Origin of the sequence: Nonomuraea sp. NPDC049750 (genome assembly GCF_040659625.1) — a bacterium.
Taxonomy (GTDB): Bacteria; Actinomycetota; Actinomycetes; order Streptosporangiales; family Streptosporangiaceae; genus Nonomuraea.
Genome location: NZ_JBFANB010000022.1, coordinates 5173 through 5385, shown reverse-complemented (window position 1 = coordinate 5385; position 213 = coordinate 5173).

The window sequence follows — 213 nt, the reverse complement described above, 5'->3', positions numbered from 1 at the left end:
TACATCACTGACCCACAAAAGCAAGCATGGGCGTTGAGCGATCTAGTTGGCCCCCTGACTAAAGCCGGCCTACCCGACCGTGCTGAAGCACTCGCCCGCTCCATCACCGACCCGCAAGAGCAAGCATGGGCGTTGAGCGATCTAGTTGGCCCCCTGACTAAAGCCGGCCTACCCGACCGTGCTGAAGCACTCGCCCGCTCCATCACCGACCCG